Genomic DNA, 21,938 nt, shown 5'->3' on the forward strand with positions numbered 1-21,938 from the left:
TTCGACCCTTAACGTCTGATTTCGGACAATCTCTCCTTCCGGTAGTTGCAGCGCCCATGACCATCACCATCACGCCCGCCGCCAGCGAACGCATGCGCTCCTTCCTTGCCGGCACGCCCAGTGCCGCCGGGGTGCGCTTTGGCGTGAAGAAGACCGGCTGCTCCGGTTTCGGCTACGTGGTCGACCTGGCCCAGGTGGTGGGCGAGGGCGATGAGACGGTGGAAGTGGACGGCGTGAAACTGATCGTCGACGGCAAGAGCATGCCGCTGATCGACGGCACCGTGATCGACTTCCAGCGCCAGGGCCTCAACGCCAGCTTCGTCTTCCACAACCCCAACGCCACCGGCGAATGCGGTTGTGGCGAGAGTTTCACCGTCGGCTGAGACGCCTCGCGCGCAGGCAAGTCGTCATCTGCTTGCCCCAAATCCCTGAAATCCCTTACACTTCCGCTTCTGTCCAAGCCGTCAAGGCATGGATGGAACCTTGCCTCACCGCATAGTGCGGGAGGCTGCCAGGCCTGAAAGGGCCGCATCCACAAGGAGTTACCACACGATGTCCCTGCGACATTACGAAGTCGTGTTTCTGGTCCACCCTGACCAGAGCGAGCAGGTTCCGGCGATGATCGAGCGCTACAAGGCGCTGATCGAGACCGACGGCGGCAAGATCCACCGCCTGGAAGACTGGGGCCGCCGCCAGCTGGCGTATCCCATCGTGAACCTGGCCAAGGCTCACTACGTCATGCTCAACATCGAAGTGAGCCAGAACGCGCTGAACGAGCTCGAGTCGGGCTTCCGCTTCAACGACGCCGTGCTGCGCCACCTGGTGGTTCGCCGTGACGAAGCCGATACCGAGCAGTCCTTCATCCTGAAGTCCAAGGAAAAGGATGATGCCAAGTCCTCGCGTCGCCGCGATGACGACAGCGACGGTGATGAGCGTCCGGCACGCCGTGACCGTGAAGACCGCGACAACGATCGCGACAGCGACGACTGATCAGGAGCCAAGACATGTCTAAGTTCTTCCGCCGCCGCAAGTTCTGCCGCTTCACGGCCGAAAAAGTCAAAGAGATCGATTACAAGGATCTCAACACCCTGCGCCAGTACGTGACCGAGAACGGCAAGATCGTTCCGTCGCGCATCACCGGCACCAAGGCTCGCTACCAGCGTCAGCTGGCGACCGCGATCAAGCGCGCTCGCTTCCTGGCTCTGCTGCCGTACACGGATAACCACGACGTCTAAGTCGTGCTCCAGCTTCCTCTCCCCTCCGGGGAGAGGGAGCAAAATGAACCCCTTCGGACAACCGTCCAGGCTGCGCCGGGCCACACCGGTGCTAACGAAAAGGAACCATCATGGAACTGATTCTTCTCGAAAAAGTCCGCAACCTCGGCAACCTTGGCGACAAGGTCAGCGTGAAGCCGGGTTATGGCCGTAACTACCTGCTGCCGCAGGGCAAGGCCGTGCCGGTCAACGCCGCCAACCTCGAAGCTTTCGAGAAGCGCCGCGCCGAGTACGAAGCCAAGGCTGCCTCGCAGCTGTCCGGCGCCGAAGGCCGCAAGGCCAAGCTGGAAGGCGTCACGGTGACCATCGCCGCCAACGCCAGTCCGGAAGGCAAGCTGTACGGCTCGGTCGGTCCGCGCGAAATCTCCGAGGCCCTCGCGGCCGCCGGTCATGAAGTGCACAAGGGCGAAGTGATCCAGGGCGAAGGCCCGATCCGTCACACCGGCGAATTCGACGTGGTGATCGCGCTGCACGCCGACGTGCAGACCCAGATCAAGGTGATCGTGGTCGGCGAAAAGTAAGCCGCTTCGATCCCTTTGGGATGAAACAAACGGGCGCCGCTGGCGCCCGTTTGTTTTGGTGAAGGGTTAATAGTGAAGAGTAAAAGGAGAGAGCCACGCGCCGACGCTCCCGCTCTCTCTTCACTTTTACCATTCACCCTTTGCCGCTCTGCCATCCATCCACAGAAAATCCCGACTTATCCACAGATTTCCACAGGTTAACGTCTCGTCGCCTGAGATGGCGCCGCGTATGCTCTGTAGCCAACGTCCGCCGCCGGCAATGCAGCCTTTCGCTGCGAGGAATCGCGATGTCCTTCGTTTCCGATCGTTCCGACCGCCCTGAGCGCCGCGGTCGTTCCGAGCGCAAACCCCTGTCCAACATCGACGCGCTGCGCGTACCGCCGAATTCGATCGACGCGGAACAAGCGGTGCTGGGCGGCCTCATGCTGTCGCCCGATTCGCTGGACAAGGTGGCCGACCGCCTCGCCGAGCAGGATTTCTACCGCAAGGACCACCGCCTGATCTGGCGCGCCATCACCGAGCTGGCGGGCAAGGGCATGCCGTGCGACGCGGTGACCTTGGGCGACTGGTTCGAGGCCAACGGCCTGGCCGACATGGTCGGTGGCGCTGCCTACCTGATCGAACTGGCCAATACCACGCCGAGCGCCGCGAACATTGCCGCCTATGCGGAGATCGTGCGCGAGAAGTCGGTACTGCGCCAGCTGATCGACGCCGGCACCGGCATCACCGAGGACGGCTACCAGCCCGATGGCATGGGCGTGCAGGAAGTGCTGGAGCGCGCCGAGCAGGCGGTCTTCAAGATCGCCGAGTCCGGTGCGCGCGGCAAGAAGGACACCGTGTCGATGCGCGAGGCGGTGAAGGACGCGTTCCGCATCCTCTCCGAGCGCTTCGAGAACAAGGGCCAGCTCACCGGTATCTCCACCGGCTTCTCCGACCTGGACGAACTCACCTCGGGCCTGCAACCGTCCGACCTGATCATCGTCGCGGCGCGCCCTTCGATGGGCAAGACGGCGTTCTCGGTGAATATCGCCGAAGCAGCGGCGATGCGCGGCAAGAAGGCGGTGGCCATTTTCTCGATGGAAATGTCCGCCTCGCAGTTGGCCTTCCGTATGATTTCCTCGGTCGGCCGCATCCACGCGCAGCATCTGCGCAACGGCGACCTCGCCGAGGAAGACTGGCCGCGCGTCACCAATGCCATCGCCTTGCTGTCCGAGGCGAAGATCTTCATCGATGACACGCCCGGTCTGTCGCCGGTCGAACTGCGTTCGCGTTCGCGCCGCCTGCATCGCGAGCATGGCGGCCTGGGCCTGATCGTGATCGACTACCTGCAGCTGATGCAGGTGCCCGGCATGAAGGAAAACCGCGCGACCGAAATCTCGGAAATCTCGCGCTCGCTCAAGGGTCTCGCCAAGGAACTCAACTGCCCGGTAATTGCCCTGTCGCAGTTGAACCGCTCGCTGGAACAGCGCGCCGACAAGCGTCCGATGATGTCCGACCTGCGCGAATCGGGCGCTATCGAACAGGACGCGGACGTGATCATGTTCATTTACCGCGACGAGTACTACAACAAGGAATCGCCGGACAAAGGCCTGGCCGAAATCATCATCGGCAAGCAGCGTAACGGTCCGACGGATACGGTGAAGCTCACCTTCCTCGGTCACTACACCAAGTTCGAGAACTACGCGCCCGATTCCTTCGTCGGCGCATTCGAGTAACCCTGCACCCAACGCGTACAGGTGCCGTTTCGTTACAGGAACGGCACCTGTACCGCCGTGTCCCTATGCGCGGAGTGCACACGAATCCCGTACGGGATTCACATCATCCAGCGCAACCTCGTTACCGGTTTTCCCGAACGAGGCACAACACATGTCGCTCATTCTTCTACTCATCGTCGTGTTGCTTCTGCTCGGCGCGCTGCCGTCCTGGCCGTATAGCCGCAGCTGGGGTTATGGCCCCAGCGGTGGACTGGGCCTGGTGCTGATCATCCTGATCGTCTTGCTGGTACTGGGTGTTATCTGAGGACGATGCCATGAAACGAACCATCATTCCCGCGTCGCTGATCGTCGTATGCCTGGCCCTGGCCGGTTGCGGCAGTACGACTCGCGTGGTGCAGAACACCGACACCTGCGGCAAGCAGATGACCGACCTGCAGGACGCGCTGGCTTCCGGTGCGATGAGTCAGCACGAATACGACAAGGCGCGTCGCGTGGCCATCGAACGTTGCAATTCGCGCGATACGCACTGAGTTGGGTAGGGCTATCGGTGAGGGTAGCCATTGCCCGGGGAATGCCACGGGAGCGCCCCGGGAGCGCCGGGCTGGAAGGTTAGGTTGGGCGCGTCGGGCCGGATGGCCGCGGCCAAGGCTGGTAAGCTTCCAGCCCTGTCCGAGGCCAACCGGCCCATCTTTTCCACCTTCCTCACCGCGCCTACGCCGGGCGCCAGGCCCGCATGAGCCGCACCACCGTTGCCACCATCCATCTGGGCGCCCTGCGCCACAACCTGGCCCGCATCAAGCAGCTGGCTGCGCCTGCCAAGGTCATGGCGGTGGTCAAGGCCGACGCCTACGGACATGGGCTGGAACGCGTGGCTCGTGCACTTGACGGCGAGGCGGATGCATTTGCGGTGGCCGCCCTGGGCGATGGATTGCGTTTGCGCGCGGCTGGCCATCGGCAGCGCATCGTGGTGTTGTCCGGTCCGGATCGCGCCAGCGACATCGCCGAGATGCAGCGGCTGAATCTCGATGCCGCCATCCATCATGAAGAACAACTGCACTGGTTGAAGGAAGCGTCGCCATCGCGCGGTTCGTTGCGCGTCTGGCTGAAGGTGGACAGCGGCATGCATCGCCTGGGCTTTGCGCCGGAAAGCGTCGCGTTCGTCCACGGACAACTGGCCGCGATGCCCGGTATCGATCCGGAGATCGGACTGCTCACCCACTTCGCCGAATCCGAAGTGTTCGACGGTAGCGAAACGCCCGCGCAGATCCTCCGTTTCAACGAGGCGACACACTCGTTGCAGGGGCCGCGCTCGTTGTCGAACTCGGCGGCGCTGCTGGGCTGGACCGAAGCCCGCGGCGACTGGGTGCGTACGGGCGGCTTGCTGTATGGCCTGTCCGTCGTCGACGGCAAGACCGGCGCCGATTTCGGCTTCCGTCCGGCGATGACGCTGAGCACGCGATTGATCGCCGTCAATCGCATCGGCAAGGGTGAGCGCATCGGTTACAACGGTACCTGGACCTGCCCCGAAGACATGCCTGTCGGTGTGGCTGCCGTGGGCTACGGCGATGGCTATCCGCGCAGCGCGGTGGCCGGCACCCCGGTGCGGGTGGGCGATCGTCAGGTGCCGCTGATTGGCCGCGTGTCGATGGATCTGATCACGCTCGATCTTCGCGACGCACCCCAGGCGAAAGTGGGCGACCGCGTCACGCTGTGGGGACCGGAGTTGCCGGTGGAACGCATCGCCGCCCAGGCGGGCACGATCTCCTACGACCTGACCTGCGGCATGACCAAGCGCGTGCTGTTCGTGGAAGACGAAGACTGAGCGAGCCGAACGCGCTCAACCCACCACGGCTGAATGTCTCGCGGTATGCGATGCCGGCCCGCTAAGCTGGGCCATTCGCTCGCGCACCCGATCAGGAACCCAAGCATGGCCAAAGCCAAGACCGCCTATGTCTGCACCGACTGCGGCGCGGAGCATTCCAAGTGGCAGGGCCAATGCGTGGACTGCGGTGTGTGGAACACGCTGAGCGAAATCGTGGTGCAGCCCGCCGTGAAATCCGCCGGTGCGGCACGCAGCACCACCGGCTACGCAGGCGCCGCGGCCGGTTCGCCCAAGGTGACGCCGCTGACCGCCGTGGCAACCGATGCGGAGACCCGCACGCTCACCGGCATCGGCGAACTGGACCGCGTGCTGGGCGGCGGTCTGGTGGACGGTTCGGTGGTGCTGATCGGCGGCGATCCGGGCATCGGCAAATCGACCCTGCTGCTGCAGATGCTGGGAACGCTGGGCGCGCGGATTCCCAGCGTGTATGTGACAGGCGAGGAATCGCTGGGCCAGGTGGCCTCGCGCGCGCAGCGACTGGATCTGCCGCTGGCGCCGCTGCATGCGCTGGCGGAAACCTGCATCGAACGCATCATCGAACAGGCGCTGAGCACCCGCCCGCGCGTGCTGGTGATCGACTCCATCCAGACCATCTGGACGGAATTGCTTACCGCGGCGCCGGGCTCGGTCAGCCAGGTGCGCGAATCGGCGGCCAAGCTCACGCGCTTCGCCAAGGAAACCGGCACCTCGGTGTTCCTGGTCGGTCATGTGACGAAAGAAGGCGGCATTGCCGGCCCGCGCGTGCTCGAACACATGGTGGATGCGGTGCTTTATTTCGAAGGCGAATCGGGCAGCCGCTTCCGTGTGCTGCGCGCCTTCAAGAATCGCTTCGGCGCGGTGAACGAGCTGGGCGTGTTCGCGATGTCGGAGAAGGGCCTGCGCGAAGTGCCCAATCCTTCGGCGATTTTCCTCTCGGCCCATAGCGGCCCGACCTCGGGCAGTGCAGTGATGGTGACGCGCGAAGGCACGCGGCCCTTGCTGGTGGAAGTGCAGGCGCTGGTGGATCAGTCCTCGCTGGGCAATCCGCGCCGCGTTGCCTTGGGCCTGGAGCAGAATCGCCTCGCCATGCTCCTGGCCGTGCTGCATCGACATGGCGGCGTGGCCGCGTACGACCAGGACGTGTTCGTCAACGTGGTCGGCGGCATTCGCGTGCAGGAGACCGCAGCCGATTTGCCGGTGCTGCTGGCCGTGCTCTCGTCGCTGCGTGATCGTCCGTTGCCGGAGAAGACTGTCGCGTTTGGCGAGGTGGGTTTGTCGGGCGAGATCCGGCCGGTGCCCAATGGTGATGAGCGCTTGAAAGAGGCGGCGCATCACGGGTTTCAGAAGGCGATTGTGCCGAAGGCGAATGCGCCGAAGAAGTCGAAAGTCGGCGACATGGAAATTGTCGCAGTGGAACGCTTGTCGGAAGCGATCGACGCCTGCCGCTGAACCCGCCAGCCGCAGCGCGTTTTTTTGTGGGAGCGCATCCTGTGCGCGACAGCCCCGCTTGGGTGCACGGCTTCGTAGGTTTGTCGCGCACAGGGTGCGCTCCCACAGTAGATCTGTCGCCTTATACGGGCGGCAGCGCCGCAAAATCCGGATGCAGTTCGGCGCGCGCTGAAAACGCCGCCAATTGCGGATAAGCCTTCGCATCGATCACATCGGCCGCCACCAATTGGGTAAAGCCCCAGGCGACGGCGATGGTTACATCGGCCTGGCTCGGCGAGCTTCCAAAAATCCAGCCATCGACTCCACGCAGTTCGCGTTCGAGCAAATCATGGGCCGCATGCAACTGGCCTTTGACGCGTTTCATCCAGCCTTCGTCGCGCTTGTCCGCATCGCGTTTGTCTTCGTAGACGATCTGCACGGCTTTTTCGCTGGCTGCGAGGGCGATGCCGGTGAGTCGAAGTGCGCGTTGTCGGTCCGCTGCATCCGTGGGCATCAGTGCCGCGCGATCACTTTGCGCCTGGGCCCACTCGATGATCAGTCCGGACTCGGTGAGCATGCCGCCATCGTCCAGCACCAGCGTGGGCGCCTTCACCAGCGGGTTGATGCGCTGGAACTCATCGAAATGCCGGAACACCGACATCGAGCGATGCGTGAAAGGGATGCCCAGCAGTCGCAGTGAAATCGCGGTTCGACGCACGTAGGGTGAATCGAGCATGCCGATCAGTTCCACGAGAACCTCCGTCAGGAATGGAAGACGACGGTCTTGCCGCCGTTGAGCAGCACGCGATCGTCGAGGTAGAGGCGCAGGGTGCGCGCAAGTACGCGGCGTTCGATGTCGCGGCCGATGCGGATCAGGTCTTCCGGCGTATCGGCATGGGTGACGCGCTCGATGTCCTGCTCGATGATCGGACCTTCGTCCAGCTCGGCCGTGACGAAATGCGCGGTGGCGCCAATCAGCTTGACGCCGCGGCGGTAGGCCTGGTGATAGGGGCGCGCGCCCTTGAAGCCCGGCAGAAACGAGTGGTGGATGTTGATGCAGCGACCGGCCAGTTTGCGCGTCAGCTCGCTGGAGAGGATCTGCATGTAGCGCGCGAGCACCACCAGGTCCGTGCCGGATTGTTCGATCAGTGCGTCCAGCACGCCTTCCTGCTCGGCCCGGCTGTTCTTGTCGACGGGCAGGTAGTGGAAGGGAACGCCATCCAGGTCGAGATGGCGATAGGTTTCGCGCGGATGGTTGGCGATGACGCCCGCGATATCCATCGGCAGCTCGCCAATGCGCCAGCGGTAGAGGATGTCCGCGAGGCAGTGATCGAACTTCGACACGAGCAGCATCACGCGCCGGCGCTGCGCCCGGTTGCGCAGAGTCCACTGCATGGCCAGCGACTTGGCGAAACCCTCCAGGCCCTGCTCGAGCGCCGCGAAGTCGCGCTCGGCATCTTCGAACACCAGGCGCATGAAGAAGCGGCCGGTTTCGGCATCGCCAAACTGCTGCGCCTCGATGATGTTGCCGCCCTGTGCGGCAAGGTGGTTCGATACCGCCGCCACGATGCCAGCACGGTCGGGACAGGAAAGTGTCAGGACGAACTGGCCGGGAATGATCATGGCATGCGCTTCATGGCGTGCGATGGAGGATGAGTTCGAGCACCGCCTTGGTGCCGAAGAAGGCAAGCAGCAATACGCCCATGCCCACCAGGGTGAGATTGACGGCGCTGCGGCCCCGCCAGCCATGCCGCCAGCGGCCGATGAGCAGGGTGCCGAACACCAGCCACGCGATGATCGACAGCACCGTCTTGTGGATCAGGTGCTGGCCGAACAGGTTGTCCACGAACAGGATACCGGTGAGCAGGGTGAGCGTGAGCAGCAGGAAACCGGCGCCGATCAGCCGGAACATCAGCGTTTCCGTCAGCGTCAGCGGCGGTAGCGCGCGCATCCAGGAGCCCACCTGGCGATGGCGTAGCGCGCGCTCCTGCACCGCGAGCAGGATGGCCAGGGCAGCGGCGATCGAGAGCACGCTGAAGGCCAGCAGCGCCACGGTGACGTGCAGCTTGATCTGCCACTCCAGCGGTAGCGGCGCCGTGGCGGGCGCCGCGAACGTGTCCAGCGCAAGCAGCAGCGCGGTCAGCGGAAACACGATGACGCCCAGTCCCGCCACCGGTCGCCAGATGTTCACCACCAGCGTCAGCGCGGAAACCACGCAGGCCATCAAGGACAGCGCGGAGAAGAAATGCAGGTCCAGCGAGCCGCGATGCGCACTCAGCAGGGTGCCCGCATGAATCAACACGGCAGCGCCCGCCAGCACCAGCGCGGAACGGTTCAGCGGCTGCCCGCCACCGAGCAGCGGGCGGGCCAGAGCCGTCGCGGCGACGAGGTAAAGCACGACGGCGAGCAGGGCAAAGAGGACGATGGCAGCCATAGCGGGCGAGTGTGGCATGGGCGGCTCAATGGGGGGAAGACGGGGTTTGTGGGGGCGTGAAGCCGGCCGCTGGGCGGCCTGTGAAGCCGCTCGCTGCGCTAGCTGTAAATGGTCAATGGAAAGAGCTGGGGAGATGACCGTCGGCTTCGGCGCTGTTCACTATTCACCACTAACAGCGAGCGCCGCGAGCGGCTTCACAGGCCGCCCAGCGGCCGGCGTTACGATCCAGCAGCGACCGCCTTCACCAGCTATAATCGCCGTCTTTCCGCCTACCGGCCTGATCCATGTTCGAGTCCCTCAGCCAACGCCTCTCCGCCACCGTCAACCGCCTGCGCGGCCGTGGTCGCCTGACGGAGGAAAACATCCGCGAATCGCTGCGTGAGGTGCGCATTGCCCTGCTGGAGGCCGACGTGGCCCTGCCGGTGGTGCAGGCGTTGATCGAGCGCGTGAAGGTGCGTGCGGTCGGCCAGGAAGTGATGAAGAGCCTGTCGCCGGGCCAGGCGCTGGTGAAGGTGGTCAGCGACGAGCTGACCGCGTTGATGGGCACCGCCAACACCGAGCTCAATCTTGCCCAGCAGCCGCCGGCCGTGGTGCTGATGGCAGGCCTGCAGGGTGCCGGTAAGACCACCACGGTGGCCAAGCTCGCGCGTTTCCTCACCGAGCGTAAAAAGAAGAAGGTGATGGTGGTGAGCTGTGACGTCTATCGTCCGGCCGCCATCGAGCAGTTGCGCACGCTGGCCGAGCAGGTCGGCGTGAAGTTCTTCCCGTCCGAGGCGGGCCAGAACCCGGTCGACATCGCCAAGGCCGCGATTGCCGCGGCGCGCCGCGAAGTGGTTGACGTGCTGCTGGTCGATACCGCCGGCCGCCTGCACGTGGACGAGGCGATGATGGCCGAGATCAAGGCGCTCCACGCCGCGATCACCCCCGTCGAAACGCTGTTCGTGGTCGACTCCATGACCGGCCAGGACGCAGCCACCACCGCCAAGGCCTTTGCCGAGGCGCTGCCGCTCACCGGCGTGGTGCTCACCAAGACCGACGGCGATGCCCGTGGCGGCGCCGCGCTGTCGGTACGCTATATCACCGGCCGCCCGATCAAGTTCCTCGGCGCCGGCGAGAAGACCGATGCGCTGGAACCGTTCCATCCGGACCGCGTCGCGCAGCGCATCCTCGGCATGGGCGACGTGCTGTCGCTGGTCGAGGAAGTGGAGCGCAAGGTCGACCAGGAGAAGGCGCAGAAGCTCGCCGAGAAGGTCATCAAGGGCAAGCGCTTCGATCTCAACGACATGCGCGACCAGCTCGAGCAGATGTCCAACATGGGCGGCCTGGCCGGCCTGATGGACAAGCTGCCGGGCGTGTCGGGCCTGCCCGATAGCGTCAAATCCAAGGTCAACGACGGTGAGATCAAGCGCATGGTCGCGATCATCCAGTCGATGACCAAGAAAGAACGCCGTCATCCGGATCTGTTGAACGGTTCGCGCCGTGCCCGCGTGGCGCGCGGCTCGGGCACGCAGCCGGCTGACGTGAACCGTCTGCTCAAGCAGTACATGCAGATGGAAAAAATGATGTCCAAGCTATCCAAGGGCGGCAGCAAGGGTCTGCTGCGCCAGATGCGCGGCGCCATGAAGGGGATGGGCGGCATGGGTGGCGGTTTGCCCCCGATGCGCTGAGACTAGGCGGTCCGGTCGATCCATCTGGCCGGATTTGCCTGTCAGCTCTTCCTTTTTCCCCAAATTTCATTAAAATGTCGCGTTCACCGCGCACCGCTGAGTGCGTGCTGCCGGCATCCCGGCAACTCTGGAGCTTTTACTTATGGTCAAGATTCGTCTTTCGCGCGGCGGCGCCAAGGGCCGTCCGTTCTACCACATCGTTGTCACCGATCAGCGCAACAAGCGCGACGGTCGCAGCATTGAGAACGTCGGTTTCTACAACCCCGTTGCTTCGGGCAAGGACAAGCGCCTTGAGCTGAACGTTGCCCGCGTGCAGGAGTGGGTGGGCAAGGGTGCGCAGCTGACCGACAAGGTCGCCGCCCTGGTCAAGGAAGCCGGCAAGCAGCAGGCTGCCTGAGTATGACGGCAGCCGGTCGGCGCGTCCTGGTGGGACGCATCGTCGGGCTGTACGGCGTGCAGGGCTGGCTCAAGATCGAATCCTGGACTGAGCCCCGCACGAAGATCTTCACGTACCAACCTTGGCTGCTGAGTTCGGCGCCGGGTGCGGAAAAGGAGATCGCAGGAATCAAAGGTCGTCCGCAGGGCAAAGGGCTGGTCGCCCAATTCCCTGGAGTCGACGACCGGGATACGGCAGCAGCGTTGGTGGGGCAGGACATTTACGTCTCCCGCGAGCTGTTGCCGCCTCCTGGCAAGGATGAGTACTACTGGGTCGATCTCGAAGGTCTCGAGGTCGTCACCACGGAAGGCGTGGCACTGGGGCGAGTGAGTCATCTCTTCGCAACCGGCGCCAACGACGTCGTGGTGGTGAAGGACGGTACGCGCGAGCGGCTGGTGCCTTTCATCCAGGGATCTTATGTGCGTTCGGTGGACTTGTCCGACGGGCGCATGGTGGTGGACTGGGATCCTGAATTCTGAGCGCGCCACGCGCTGCATCAAGGGTTGAGGATCATGCGCATCGATGTCGTCACGTTGTTTCCCGACTTCATGCGTCAGTGTGCTGCCGTTGGCGTGGTGGGGCGGGCCCAGCAGCGTGAGCTGCTGCAGGTGGAAACCTGGAACCCGCGCGACTTCGCCACCGACAATTACCGCACCGTGGACGGCCGCACCTGTGGCGGCGGACCCGGCATGGTGATGCTGATTCAGCCTTTGCGCGATGCCTTGAAGGCCGTGCGCGAGGCCGCACCGGAACCGGTGCATGTGATCTACCTCAGCCCGCAAGGCGCGAGGTTGACGCAGGGTCGGGTGGAAGCGCTGGCCAAGATGCCGCGCATCGCCTTGCTCTGCGGGCGTTACGAAGGTGTGGACGAGCGTCTGCTGGCGCACGAGGTCGACGAAGAGCTTTCTATCGGCGATTATGTGCTGTCCGGCGGTGAGCTTGGCGCCGCGGTGATCATCGATGCCGTGGGCCGCTTGCAGGACGGTGCGTTGAATGACGCGCAGTCGGCGCAGCAGGATTCGTTTTCGGACGGACTGCTGGATTGCCCGCACTATGCAAAGCCGGTGCATGACGCACTGGGAGACGTGCCGGACGTATTGCTCTCCGGCGACCACGCGGCCATACGTCGCTGGCGCCTGAAGCAATCGCTGGGACGGACCTGGTTGCGGCGTCCCGATCTTTTGGCGCAGCGCGCGCTGGATGCACAATCCCGAGCGCTGTTGGACGAATTCCGCCGCGAGCATGCTCAGCAGACGCGGCACGACGATACGGCCCATTAAGGGCGCAGAAATTAGACAGGTGTTGCCATGAACAAGATCATCGAACAGTTCGAAGCCGAGCAGATCACCCGCCAGCTGCCGGAATTCGGCCCTGGTGACACCGTGGTGGTCAACGTGAAGGTGAAGGAAGGCAACCGCGAGCGCGTTCAGGCGTTCGAGGGTGTGGTCATCGCCAAGCGCAGCCGCGGCCTGCATTCGGCCTTCACCGTGCGCAAGATCTCGCACGGCACCGGCGTGGAGCGCGTGTTCCAGGCGCACAGCCCGGCCATCGACTCGCTGGAAGTGAAGCGCAAGGGCAAGGTGCGTGGCGCCAAGCTTTACTACCTGCGCAACCTGGAAGGCAAGGCTGCCCGCATCAAGGAAGACGTGGCTGCTGTCTCCGCCGCCAAGGCCGCAAAGAAGAAGGCTGCCGCCGAGTAATTCCGGCGCCTCTTTCGAATCGACGAAACCCCGCGGAGCGATCCGCGGGGTTTTTGTTTGTGTGACCGGCTAGCGCCGCGGCCGCCGGCCTCTCACGATGTGCGTCGCAATGACCGCGGGCAGTGTCAATCCGATCATCCAGTGCATCAGCGCCACCTTGTCGTGCCAGGCGTCGTCGACCAGGTAATAGATCAGATAGCCGCTGAGTATCTGCACCAGCAGCATGCCGACACCGGCGCCACCGGACCAGCGCTGACGCAGGGTCTGCCAGCCGCCCACGATATGTGCGCTCCAGGTCATGCCGAACGCCCATAAGGTAGCGAAGGCGAAGGCGCCATGCACGCGCAGCCACCAGATCTCCAGCGGGTGCGGTTGGGGACCAAACGAGCCTTGTTGCTGCAGGCCGTAGTGGAAAAGCAGCCAGCCCGCGCCGCTCAACCATAGACCGAGCCCGACTCCGTAGCAGAAGCGTCGGCGGCGTGCGGACAATCGCAGCGGGCTGCGCGATGGGACGGCGTTCATGCGCTGGCCTGCAGCGGATGCCAGCCGCCAAGCTCGTCGTGGCGATAGGCGACCGCACCGTAGTGGGCCAACAGCGGCAGTGCAGCCGAACCCGAGGCCAGCACGACCTTGGTCAAGGCATCGGCATGCAGGCCTTCCGTTGCAAGCACGCTGACGCTGCAGGAGGAGGACAAGGGCATGCGCTGTTGCCCGTGCCAATGGGCGATGGCGGCGAGTCCGTTGCGGCGGCGCACATCGCCCCGATGACTGCTGGTCGCCACCGCGCCTTCACCGATTTCCACCACGGCTGCCGTGTCCGGCGACCCGGCGCCCGCCCGTAGCACGATGCGGTGTGGCCCGGGCCCTATCGTCACCAGATCGCCGCCGGCATCCACGCGGCCTTCCCATACGCCGTGTAGACGCAGCACTCTCGCGGCGCTATCGGCGGCGAAGCCTTTGGCGATGCCGCCAAGGTCGATCCATAGCGGCTTCAGGAAACGAACCCCATCGTCTTCCACCTGCACGTCGCGATAGCTTGCCGTCGGGTCGGCCGGCGGCGAGCCCGCCGGCGGTGGCAACAGGCCCGCCGCCACCCAGCGTCCAGCCAGCGTCACATCGAAGACACCGTCGCATGCATGCGACAGCATCTGGGCGGCTTGAATCACCGCCATTGTGCGCCGGTCGATGGGCACTGCTCGACGATGAGCCGAGCGGTTCAGACGCGCCACGTCGCTATCGGCGGCCCGAAAGCTCATCAGGTGGTGGATCGTGGCCACCTCGTTGAATGCCTCGGAGACGGCTGCCTGCACGTCGCAACCGGGCCACCAGCGATCCACGCGAATCGCCACGCGGGTACCCAGCCAGGGCTGGGCGCGCTCAAGCGGACCGGGGGCGAAGGACGATGGCATCGGTGGCGAGCAGGCGCTTCACGCCTTCGGTGATGTGTTTGCACGACAGCGTGGCGGCCGAGATGTTCTGGATGTCCTGATCGAGCTTCAGCGGGGCGCCGTCGTGTTTGCCGGTGAACTGCGCCCGCCACGCGGCCAGACGGATTTCGCTGCCATAGCTTTCGTTGTACTGCAGGATTTCGACATCCGTGACGGCGCCGGCGGCATCCAGTCCCAACGCGAAGGTGATGAACTCATGCCGCCCGAGCACTTCGTCGACGATGAAGCGCTCGCCATCGGCGCCACGCCATAGCTGCAGGCGGGTCGACAGGGGTTTGATCCCGGATGCCTGCGTGATCGCACGCACCTGCTCGGGTGTGAGCAGCACTTCCTCGTGGGTGAATTTCCGTCCCGGAAACATCAGTTCGCGCGCCTGGTCGGCAGTGAGATAAGTGGTGGCATGCAGGGACGGCGCCACCGAGATCAGTGCCGTGGCGGGCAACAAAAGGAAACGGTGATCCATGCGTGTATGCCTACTCGAAGGAATAGCCGACTTTGAGGCGCAGCCCATCCCACTGCGTGTGCTCGTCGCCGAACAGCATGCCGCTGTGCATCTGGTCGGCCTGCTGGCGGGTGTAGGTGGTCGCATGCACTTGGCGCAGGGCGCTCAGTGTGAAGAACCAGCGCTTGCCGCCGTAGTGCAGGTTGGGGCCGAGAAAGAACGCGCTGTGGTTCTGATGGCTGTGCGCCAGCGAATAACCGTCGAACTCGTTGTGGTTGCGCAGTTCCAGTCCGGCCGACCAATGGGATGCGAAACGGTAGCTGGCGCCAAGGTCGATCTCCGCATAAGTCGCCTTGTGCCTGCTGCTGTCGGGCATGTCGTCGGGCATGCCTGGATCGACCAGGTTGCTGCCGCGTTCCTTCTCCGCTTCGACCATCAGGTTTGCCGCCAGCACAAGGCGATCGTCCAGCAGGTTCTTCTGCACGATGGTGCGGAATTCCAGGCCTCGTTCGCGCGAGCCGAATGCCGGCTCGAGGTAGAACGCCAGTCCGATCGGATGCTTGAACGGGCTGAGCACGCGCCACACCAGTTCCGCCGAGACGCCATCGAATCGCGCGCCGCGATAGCTTTGGCCGGCGTCGTGGTTCCACGGCACGTCCAGGCCCTCGGTCACGTGGCGCACGCTGTTGCCGCGCGCCCACAGGTAGCTGTAGTTGAGATAGCCGCCCAATTGCAGGTTGTCGGTGATGCCGTATTCGTACTCGGTGCGCAGCTTGAAATCGTCGAAGCGGCTATAGGCCTGGCCGCGGCGATCGGTGATCCACTGCTCCCATTCGCTCTTGCCCTTGGGCAGCAGGTCGGTGGTGTAGATGTAGCCGAACACGGCTTCACCGGCGGTACCGGCTGGCGCGTGCGCCAGCGACACGGCCACGCAGACGGCGAGGACTCCCGTGCGAAGGGGAGTGCGGTACAGGCGCATGGGGACATCCTTGTCAACGAGAGTGATTCTTATTCGAATCATTTTCCCGCAGGCTTGGAGCGGTCAATGCGATGGAGTGGCTTTCAGATTTTGGCTACAACGAATGAGGTGGCCGCCTGGCGCAGGCAGCGTGGCGCGTGGCGATTCCGACAGCACGCGGTCAGTTAGGACGGATGGTTTCTCGGTGGGAGCGCACCCTGTGCGCGACAGCCACGCGTGAGCGTGCCGCTCCGTCAGGTTGTCGCGCACAGGGTGCGCTCCCACAGTGGGCTCGGCTCGGCTCGGCTCGGCTCGGCGGCCTGGCTCAGCCAAGTCGCTGCGGTTCCTGCAGGAAGTTGCCCTGCACGAAGTCCACGCCGCAGGCGAACAGCAGCGATGTGCTGGCGGCGTCTTCCACCCATTCGGCGATGGTGTGCTTCTTCAGTTCGCGCGCCTGGCGGCAGATGTCGGCCACCTTCTTCTGGCTCTCCTGCTGTTGCGGCAGGTCGGCCATGTAGCTGCGGTCGATCTTGAGGTAGTCCGCATTGATGTGGTTGAGCAACTGGAACGAGTTGAGGCCCGAGCCGAACTGTTCGAGCGCAAACTGGCCGCCGATCTTCTGCCACGCCTGGATGAATTCCTGCGCGGGACGCAGCGCAGTCACCACCTTGCTCTCGGTCATTTCCAGCACGAGCTGGCCGTGCTTGAGCGCGGCCTGCTTGAGGCGTTCGTCCAGCCAGGGCAGCAGCTCCTTGTCTTCCAGCGAGCCGGAGGTGAGCTTGACGAAGAAGGTGGTGGGCGAACCCATGCGGTCGCGGCCACGCAGGTGTTCGATCGCCTGGTTCAACACCCAGCGGTCGATCGCCGGGGTGAGGTTGTGCTTTTCGGCGATCGGCATGAAGAAGCCCGGCAGCACTTCGCCTTGCGGGCCGTTGAGGCGCAGCAGGATTTCGGAGAACTCGCCTTCGGCATCCTGCAGGCTGATGGTCTGCTGGTGATACAGCACGAATTCGTTCTGCAGCAGCGCCTGGTTGATCACGCCCAGCCAGTAGCGCTCGCGTTCCTCGTCGGCCTTTTCGCGGGCGGCGGGATCGTGCAGGTCGCTGCGGTTGCCGCCCTGGCTCTGCGCGTTGCGCAGGGCCTGGCTGGCCTGGTTGAGCAGCAGTTCGGTATTGGCGTTGCGCTCGCCCAGCATGCTGCCGCCGATGCTGGAGGTGATGGTGAGCGAGCGCGAGCCCAGGTCGAAGATGCCGCCGGCAATGGCCTGCTGCAGGCCGGCGATCCACTGTTTGATGCCTTCGTCGTTGCGCGTGTGCAGCAACACGCCCACGGTGTGCTCGGCCAGCAGGCCGGCAGTGTCCTGGGCGGTGAGCTGGCTCTCGACGCGGGCGGCGAAGGCCGCCAGCAATTCGTCGGCCTTGGCCAGGCCCACGCCGGCCACGATGGTCTGCCAGTTGTCCGGCTCGATCAGCAGCAGCGATTGGCCCTTGGTGCCCTGGGTGGCCGCGGCCACCGCTTCGTCGATGCATTCGAGCATGCGTGCACGGTTGAACAGTCCGGTCACCGGGTCGCGCTGCAGCTGCTCGATGACATTGGCGTCCACCATCTGGCGGCGGAACACCACCTGCAGGCAGGACTCGCCTTCGAAGGTGGCGTGGGCGAATTCCACGCTGGCCTTGAACGTGCTGGCATCGGCGCGGCGCGCCTGCAGCTCGATGGCGCCACTGGGCTTCTCGCCCTTGGAGAGGCCCTTGAGCGTGTTCTTGAATTCGTCGGCGTCGTTAGCGCCGATCATGTCCAGCACGGGCAGGCCGAGCAGGTCGTCGAATTCGGTATAGCCGAAGGTGTCCAGGTAGGCCTGGTTGGCGCGTACGTGCATGCCTTCGTGCACATAGGCGATGGCGTCGGTGGACGAATCGAGCAGCGCATCGCAGCGGCGCTCCGATTCGCGCAACGCGGCTTCCAGCCGGCGCAGCTGGCGGCGTGCGTTGAGCGCGTCGAACTCGCGCTGGATCACCGCCATCAATTGCTTGGGCTGCGGCCGCAACGCCACGCTGCGGGCGCCGTTGACGAACAACTCGGTGATGGCGGCGTTGTCCACCTGGCTCACCAGCGCGATCAGCGACAGGTCGCGACCGTGCGCATCGAGCATGCGCGCCACTTCGCGCAGTTCGAGCGTGCCCACGGAAGGGTCGAACAGGACGATGTCCGGTCCCAGTTCGTCGAGTGCGGCGGTGATTTGCTCGGTGCTGGTGGCGCGCGCCGGTCGAACGGCGATACCGCTGTTGCGCAGCAGGCTGATGATCTGTTCCGCGTCTTCGACAGACTTCTCGATGAAAAGGATCTTTATGACCTGGTCGGTTTTCATGGGCTCGTCGAGCTATCCGTTGTTCGCCGCTGCTGGTGGTACCTGCCGTGACAGCAGGGCGCATGCCATCCGAGGTTGTAACGGATTCTTCCGATCACTGCCAGCGGAATTGTTCCGATAGTGACGCGGCCCACAACTGTGCCGCCCATCTGTTACAGCGGACGCTTCGACGCTTCGCCACCCACTTCGCGGACCAGCTTGGGAACGAGGTAGCCCGGCAGGCGTTGACGGATGGCCTCGACCAGGGCGAGCGCCTCGGCATCGTCCACCTCGAAATGTGCCGCCCCCTGCACGCGGTCCAGCTGGTGCAGGTAATAGGGCAGTACGTCCGCCGCGAACAGCCGTTCGGAGAGCTGGGTCAGCGTATCGGCGTCGTCGTTGATCCCGCGCAGCAGCACCGACTGGTTGAGCACGGTGGCACCGGCCTCGCGCAGGCGGGCGCAGGCGGCATCCACGGATGCATCGAATTCGTTGGCATGGTTGGCGTGCAATACCACCACCTTCTGCAGCGGCAGCTCGCCCAGCCAGCGTCCGAAGGCTTCGTCGACGCGCTCGGGCAGCACCACCGGCAGGCGCGTGTGGATGCGCAGGCGGGTCACATGGGAAATCTCGGCCAGGCCGCGGCTGAGCTCTTCCAGCTTGGCCGTGGCCAGCGACAGCGGGTCGCCGCCGGAGAGGATCAACTCGCTGATCGAACTGTCCTGGCGCACGTGCTCCAGCGCCTTGCGCCACTGGCCCGCGGCGGCCATCTCGTCGCCGTAGGGGAAATGGCGGCGGAAACAGTAGCGGCAGTTGATGGCGCAGCTGCCGCTGGCAATCAGCAGGGCGCGGCCCTGGTATTTGTGCAGCACGCCCTGGGCGGAACGGGCGGCCATATCGCCCACCGCATCCACGCCATAGCCCGGCACCTGGTCCAGCTCGGCCAGCTGGGGCAGCACCTGCAGCAGCAGGGGGTCGAGCGGGTCGCCCTGGCGCATGCGGGCCACGAAACCGCGCGGCACCCGCACGCTGAAGCCGGCGTCGTCGGCCGGCAACCGGCTGGCCAGCTGTTCCAGCCCCAGCAGGGCTAGCAATTCATGCGGGTCGGTGACGGCCTCGCGCCACAGCGTGCGCCAGTCGGCTGCAGGCGGAGATAGGCGGGCGGCGTGGCTTGCGGTTATCATAATAGGTCTTGAATCGGGCTCAGCGCCCGGGAAACCACCTATTCTAGCTGCCTGTCGGCGGCGTCACATCTGGAGCGCAGCATGGCCACCGCCGGTCTCAACGACGTCAAGAAGGGAATGAAGATCCTTCACAACAATGACCCCTGGGTCATTACCGACGCCGATTTCATCAAGCCCGGCAAGGGTCAGGCGTTCACCCGCATCTTCATCCGCAACCTGAAGAACGGCCGCACCAGCGAATCGACCATGAAGTCCAGCGACAGCTTCGAAGTCGCCGACGTCGTCGATACCGACATGCAGTACCTGTATTCCGACGGCGAGTACTGGCACTTCATGCACCAGGAAAGCTTCGAGCAGCACCAGGCCAGCAAGGCGGGCATGGGCGATGCGGTGAAGTGGCTGAAGGGCGAGGAAGAGTGCGTGGTGACGCTGTTCAACGGCGAAATCATCTCCGTGCAGGCGCCGAACTTCGTTGAACTGAAGATCACCGAGACCGACCCGGGCCTGCGTGGCGATACCTCGGGCGGCGGCGGCAAGCCGGCGACCCTGGAAACCGGCGCCGTGGTTCGCGTGCCGCTGTTCGTCACCACCGACGAAGTGATCAAGGTCGACACCCGCACGGGCGAATACGTCAGCCGCGTCGGCAAGTGACGAACTGGCCCGCGCGCTTGCGCGCGGCTTTGCCAATGCGTCATCCCTGCGAAAGCAGGGATCCAGTGAAGTACGTCGTGCGAAGCACACTTTATTCGCTTTCGCACGAACCAACGCAAAGTCACTGGATTCCGGCTTTCGCCGGAATGACGATCAAAAGAACGTCATTCCCGCGTGTAACCATGGGGCGGCCACCGCAAGGTGATCCGCCCCATGTCGTATCCAACATTGAAGAAGTGAGCCAACGGATGAGCCAGACCGCCCCGCAAACCGTCGACCTGTTGATCGAAGCGCGCTGGGTCGTGCCGGTGGAACCGCATGCCGTCGTGCTCGAACACCACGCCGTGGCCGTCGACCAGGGCGCCATCGTGGCGCTGCTGCCTATCGCCGAGGCCCGCGCCGCCTATGCGCCGCGCGAGCGCGTGGAGCTGGGCGAGCACGTGCTCATTCCGGGGCTGGTCAACACGCACACGCACAACCCGATGACGCTGTTGCGCGGCCTCGCCGACGATCTGCCGCTGATGGTGTGGCTGCAGAAGCACATCTGGCCGGTCGAAGGCCAGGTGATCGGACCGGAGTTCGTGCGCGACGGCGTCGAACTGGCGGTGGCCGAGATGATCCGCGGCGGCACCACCTGCGCCAACGAGAACTATTTTTTCCCCGACGTGATCGGCGCCACCTATCGCCGCATGGGTTTCCGCGCGGTAGTCGGCTTGCCGGTGATCGACTTTCCCACGGCCTGGGCGAAGACGCAGGACGAATACTTCGAGCGCGCCATCGAAGTGCACGACAGTTTCCTCGGCGACGCGCTGGTAAGCACCTCGTTTGCACCGCATGCGCCGTACACCGTGTCCGACGAGAGCTTCGAGCGCATCCGCGTGCTGGCCGACCAGCTCGACATCCAGGTGCACCTGCACACGCACGAAACCGCACATGAAGTGGAAGAGGAGAAGGCCAAGAGCGGCCTGCGCCCGTTCCAGCGCCTGCAGAAGCTCGGCCTGGTCAACGACCGCCTGATCGCGGTGCACATGACCCAGCTCACCGATGCGGAAATCGAAGCCTGCGCCGAAGCGGGCGTGTCGGTGGTGCATTGTCCCGAATCCAACCTCAAGCTCGCCTCGGGCTTCTGCCCGGCGGAGAAGCTGCGCCAGGCCGGCGTGAATGTGGCCATTGGCACGGATGGCTGCGCGTCCAACAACGATCTGGACATGTTCGGCGAGATGCGCACGGCCGCGTTCCTGGCCAAGGCCGTGGCCAACGATGCAGCGGCCTTCGATGCGGCCTATACGTTGCGTGCGGCCACGCTCAACGGTGCTCGCGCGATGGGGCTGGAAGATCGCATCGGTTCCATCGAAGTGGGCAAGCAGGCCGATCTGGCCGCGGTTCGCTTGTCCGATCTGGAAACGCAGCCGCTGTTCCATATCGCCTCGCAGCTGGCCTATGCCGCCGGCCGCCACCAGGTCACCGATGTGTGGATCAACGGCGTGCGCAAGCTGGCCGCGCGCATCCTTACCGACATCGATACCGATGCCGTGCTGGCGAAAACGCATGCCTGGCGCGAACGCATCGCTGCCATCGATGCGGGTTGAGGGGATCGCCGTGAAACGCTATCTCGTGTTGGCCATGCGTCGCCCCGATTTCGATCCAGCCGTCGTGCAGCCGCATCTGGATTTCCTCGAAGGCTTGCGTGGCGGAGGCCGGCTGGAGCTGTCCGGCGGCTTCAGCGATCGCTCCGGCGGGGCGTACCTGATGCGCGCCGCCGACATGGACGAAGCGCTTTCCATCGTCCATCAGGACCCGGCCTACACCAGTGGCGGTTGGGACATCACCGTCCACGAATGGAACGCGCACTAAACTTCGCACCCAGTCTTC

The 21,938-nt window shown here is 64.5% G+C and carries 26 protein-coding genes; 17 read left to right on the forward strand and 9 right to left on the reverse strand.

Translation table 11 applies throughout. The features are described from left to right. The first annotated feature begins 56 nt into the window (after positions 1 to 56). The 9 genes from ISP20_RS06315 to radA all read left to right on the forward strand — a co-directional run bounded on the left by ISP20_RS06315 (position 57) and on the right by radA (position 6,820). A complete protein-coding gene (locus ISP20_RS06315; RefSeq protein WP_121878538.1) occupies positions 57 to 383 on the forward strand; it encodes a HesB/IscA family protein in 327 nt (108 codons plus the stop codon). A gap of 169 nt (positions 384 to 552) precedes the next feature. Further along, complete coding sequence (rpsF, locus tag ISP20_RS06320) at positions 553 to 990, forward strand: 30S ribosomal protein S6 (RefSeq protein ID WP_046972958.1); 438 nt, start codon at positions 553 to 555, stop codon at positions 988 to 990. A 14-nt stretch (positions 991 to 1,004) separates the two neighbouring features. Then, positions 1,005 to 1,235, forward strand: coding sequence for a 30S ribosomal protein S18 (gene rpsR, locus ISP20_RS06325; RefSeq protein WP_017462785.1), 231 nt, complete (start codon positions 1,005 to 1,007; stop codon positions 1,233 to 1,235). A gap of 110 nt (positions 1,236 to 1,345) precedes the next feature. Beyond that, the gene (rplI, locus tag ISP20_RS06330; RefSeq protein ID WP_204635218.1) at positions 1,346 to 1,795 is read left to right on the forward strand and encodes a 50S ribosomal protein L9; all 450 of its coding nucleotides are present in this window, start codon (positions 1,346 to 1,348) and stop codon (positions 1,793 to 1,795) included. 287 nt (positions 1,796 to 2,082) lie between these two features. After that, complete coding sequence (locus tag ISP20_RS06335) at positions 2,083 to 3,510, forward strand: replicative DNA helicase (protein WP_204635219.1); 1,428 nt, start codon at positions 2,083 to 2,085, stop codon at positions 3,508 to 3,510. Between the two features lie 151 nt (positions 3,511 to 3,661). Then, positions 3,662 to 3,814, forward strand: coding sequence for a DUF3309 family protein (locus ISP20_RS06340; RefSeq protein WP_204635220.1), 153 nt, complete (start codon positions 3,662 to 3,664; stop codon positions 3,812 to 3,814). A 10-nt stretch (positions 3,815 to 3,824) separates the two neighbouring features. Next, a complete protein-coding gene (locus ISP20_RS06345) occupies positions 3,825 to 4,040 on the forward strand; it encodes an outer membrane protein assembly factor BamD (protein ID WP_204635221.1) in 216 nt (71 codons plus the stop codon). Positions 4,041 to 4,243: 203 nt separating this feature from the next. Then, a complete protein-coding gene (gene alr, locus ISP20_RS06350; RefSeq protein WP_204635222.1) occupies positions 4,244 to 5,332 on the forward strand; it encodes an alanine racemase in 1,089 nt (362 codons plus the stop codon). 105 nt (positions 5,333 to 5,437) lie between these two features. After that, positions 5,438 to 6,820 (forward strand): DNA repair protein RadA, encoded by a 1,383-nt coding sequence (radA, locus tag ISP20_RS06355; protein WP_204635223.1) that lies wholly within the window; start codon positions 5,438 to 5,440, stop codon positions 6,818 to 6,820. Between the two features lie 121 nt (positions 6,821 to 6,941). Here radA and ISP20_RS06360 read toward each other — a convergent pair whose 3' ends face one another. The 3 genes from ISP20_RS06360 to ISP20_RS06370 are packed head-to-tail and all read right to left on the reverse strand — an operon-like array spanning position 6,942 to position 9,251. Next, positions 6,942 to 7,550, reverse strand: a complete 609-nt coding sequence (locus ISP20_RS06360) for a glutathione S-transferase N-terminal domain-containing protein (RefSeq protein WP_204635224.1) — start codon at positions 7,548 to 7,550, stop codon at positions 6,942 to 6,944. Positions 7,551 to 7,561: 11 nt separating this feature from the next. Beyond that, a complete protein-coding gene (gene purU / locus ISP20_RS06365; protein WP_204635225.1) occupies positions 7,562 to 8,422 on the reverse strand; it encodes a formyltetrahydrofolate deformylase in 861 nt (286 codons plus the stop codon). A gap of 10 nt (positions 8,423 to 8,432) precedes the next feature. Then, positions 8,433 to 9,251, reverse strand: a complete 819-nt coding sequence (locus ISP20_RS06370) for a cytochrome C assembly family protein (RefSeq protein WP_239535395.1) — start codon at positions 9,249 to 9,251, stop codon at positions 8,433 to 8,435. Positions 9,252 to 9,517: 266 nt separating this feature from the next. Here ISP20_RS06370 and ffh point away from each other — a divergent pair, with 266 nt between their 5' ends. The 5 genes from ffh to rplS all read left to right on the forward strand — a co-directional run bounded on the left by ffh (position 9,518) and on the right by rplS (position 13,036). Next, a complete protein-coding gene (gene ffh / locus ISP20_RS06375) occupies positions 9,518 to 10,900 on the forward strand; it encodes a signal recognition particle protein (RefSeq protein WP_204635226.1) in 1,383 nt (460 codons plus the stop codon). Between the two features lie 142 nt (positions 10,901 to 11,042). Beyond that, positions 11,043 to 11,297, forward strand: coding sequence for a 30S ribosomal protein S16 (gene rpsP, locus ISP20_RS06380; RefSeq protein ID WP_109125566.1), 255 nt, complete (start codon positions 11,043 to 11,045; stop codon positions 11,295 to 11,297). A 2-nt stretch (positions 11,298 to 11,299) separates the two neighbouring features. Next, on the forward strand, positions 11,300 to 11,815 hold the full coding sequence (rimM, locus tag ISP20_RS06385) for a ribosome maturation factor RimM (RefSeq protein ID WP_204635227.1): 516 nt from the start codon (positions 11,300 to 11,302) through the stop codon (positions 11,813 to 11,815). A gap of 33 nt (positions 11,816 to 11,848) precedes the next feature. Continuing rightward, positions 11,849 to 12,616: a tRNA (guanosine(37)-N1)-methyltransferase TrmD gene (trmD, locus tag ISP20_RS06390; RefSeq protein WP_204635228.1), complete on the forward strand. Its 768-nt coding sequence runs from the start codon at positions 11,849 to 11,851 to the stop codon at positions 12,614 to 12,616. Between the two features lie 27 nt (positions 12,617 to 12,643). Next, complete coding sequence (rplS, locus tag ISP20_RS06395) at positions 12,644 to 13,036, forward strand: 50S ribosomal protein L19 (RefSeq protein WP_204635229.1); 393 nt, start codon at positions 12,644 to 12,646, stop codon at positions 13,034 to 13,036. A 69-nt stretch (positions 13,037 to 13,105) separates the two neighbouring features. Here the strand turns inward: rplS and ISP20_RS06400 are convergent, their stop codons facing one another. From ISP20_RS06400 to epmB, 6 genes are all read right to left on the reverse strand, one after another. After that, positions 13,106 to 13,558 carry a hypothetical protein gene (locus ISP20_RS06400; protein WP_204635230.1) on the reverse strand — a complete coding sequence of 151 codons (453 nt, stop codon included), beginning with the start codon at positions 13,556 to 13,558 and terminating at the stop codon, positions 13,106 to 13,108. After that, positions 13,555 to 14,445, reverse strand: coding sequence for an FAD:protein FMN transferase (locus tag ISP20_RS06405; protein ID WP_204635231.1), 891 nt, complete (start codon positions 14,443 to 14,445; stop codon positions 13,555 to 13,557). The genes ISP20_RS06400 and ISP20_RS06405 overlap by 4 nt, the downstream gene beginning before the upstream one ends. Further along, a complete protein-coding gene (locus ISP20_RS06410; protein ID WP_204635232.1) occupies positions 14,414 to 14,947 on the reverse strand; it encodes an FMN-binding protein in 534 nt (177 codons plus the stop codon). Before ISP20_RS06410 ends, ISP20_RS06405 begins: the two co-directional genes overlap by 32 nt. Before the next feature lie 10 nt (positions 14,948 to 14,957). Then, positions 14,958 to 15,905, reverse strand: coding sequence for a DUF6662 family protein (locus ISP20_RS06415; protein WP_204635233.1), 948 nt, complete (start codon positions 15,903 to 15,905; stop codon positions 14,958 to 14,960). Positions 15,906 to 16,209: 304 nt separating this feature from the next. Then, a complete protein-coding gene (locus ISP20_RS06420) occupies positions 16,210 to 18,252 on the reverse strand; it encodes an EAL domain-containing response regulator (RefSeq protein ID WP_204635234.1) in 2,043 nt (680 codons plus the stop codon). Positions 18,253 to 18,404: 152 nt separating this feature from the next. Beyond that, entirely contained in the window at positions 18,405 to 19,415 is a 1,011-nt protein-coding gene (gene epmB, locus ISP20_RS06425) for an EF-P beta-lysylation protein EpmB (RefSeq protein WP_204635235.1), read from the reverse strand. 81 nt (positions 19,416 to 19,496) lie between these two features. On the opposite strand from epmB, the gene efp reads away from it, so the two are divergent. The 3 genes from efp to ISP20_RS06440 all read left to right on the forward strand — a co-directional run bounded on the left by efp (position 19,497) and on the right by ISP20_RS06440 (position 21,920). Next, complete coding sequence (gene efp, locus ISP20_RS06430) at positions 19,497 to 20,066, forward strand: elongation factor P (protein ID WP_204635236.1); 570 nt, start codon at positions 19,497 to 19,499, stop codon at positions 20,064 to 20,066. Positions 20,067 to 20,314: 248 nt separating this feature from the next. Continuing rightward, positions 20,315 to 21,655 (forward strand): TRZ/ATZ family hydrolase, encoded by a 1,341-nt coding sequence (locus ISP20_RS06435; protein WP_204635237.1) that lies wholly within the window; start codon positions 20,315 to 20,317, stop codon positions 21,653 to 21,655. Beyond that, complete coding sequence (locus tag ISP20_RS06440; RefSeq protein ID WP_204635892.1) at positions 21,645 to 21,920, forward strand: YciI family protein; 276 nt, start codon at positions 21,645 to 21,647, stop codon at positions 21,918 to 21,920. Before ISP20_RS06435 ends, ISP20_RS06440 begins: the two co-directional genes overlap by 11 nt. Positions 21,921 to 21,938 lie beyond the last annotated feature (18 nt).

The organism is Dyella kyungheensis, from assembly GCF_016905005.1.
In the GTDB taxonomy this organism is placed as follows: Bacteria; Pseudomonadota; Gammaproteobacteria; order Xanthomonadales; family Rhodanobacteraceae; genus Dyella; species Dyella kyungheensis.